This is a genomic window from Tsuneonella flava, assembly GCF_002870965.1.
Classification (GTDB): Bacteria; Pseudomonadota; Alphaproteobacteria; order Sphingomonadales; family Sphingomonadaceae; genus Tsuneonella; species Tsuneonella flava.
In genome coordinates, this window is sequence record NZ_PHSO01000022.1 from 1 (window position 1) to 887 (window position 887).

Consider the following 887-nt stretch of genomic DNA (forward strand, 5'->3'; position numbering starts at 1 on the left):
AGGGTGCGCCATCATATCGCCAAGAGACTGCCCTTCATTCAGCAGATTGTGCCCAAGCTGCTCGATGGTGGCAGCATAAAAATACTGCCGCGCAAGATAGGCCGCGATTGCAGCCTCAGACTCGCCATCGGCATGCATCCGAAGCGCCCGTTCGTCGGCTGCCTTCCGTTGCTCATCGGCATGCCTCGACACCGTCGCATGAGCATTCGCGATCCGTTGGTCAAAACCTCCTCTACGCTCAACACTGCCGTCCTGCTCGGCTTCTTCCCGAACGCCGCTCAGATACAGACTGGTTAGCGTTTCCTGATCGAAAATCTCGCCCAGGCCTGTGTCAGCCCAGATGCCTGACAGCTCAACCGAATTTATGTCGGCATATACAAGATCGCGCACCGCCTGCGGCTGATCGAGCATCGCCACTGCCAGTGCAGGGTTGTCTTCATAGACCTGCGCCAGGCGGTAACGTTCCTGGGTGGACAGGTTCGCCCACTCATCGCTGCGCGAAGGATCGGCGGCCAGCTGTTCGCCCAAATCCTCTTGCGCTGCGGTGAAATTCTCGTTCCGCTTCTCCTCCGCGATATCCAGCTCTGCGCGAAGGTCAGAGCCATCATGCTCGCCCGCTTCCACAATCTTCTCGCGGGCGGAATCGGTTTGCTCATCCGGCGGAAGGGTAAAGAACTGTTCGAGCGCAGCGGTAATCCGGCGAGCACATTCCGGGTTGCTGTCATCGCAACCCAACTTCTGTGCCCAGAGGTCCCACTCCTTGGCATAGGAGCCGCCTGCGCTCTTCCACTCGCCCCACGCCGGTGGGCTGCATTCCTCTCCCGGCTTACACGGAACGAAGTCCACCTCGCTCAAGCCCAGCTTATTATTCTGCGTCTCGATCCGGG

The 887-nt window shown here is 59.4% G+C and carries 1 protein-coding gene; it reads right to left on the bottom strand.

All coding sequences use genetic code 11. The features are described 5' to 3' along the window. On the bottom strand, positions 1-887 hold an 887-nt coding region (locus CV013_RS15390; protein ID WP_157935796.1), incomplete at both ends, for a hypothetical protein.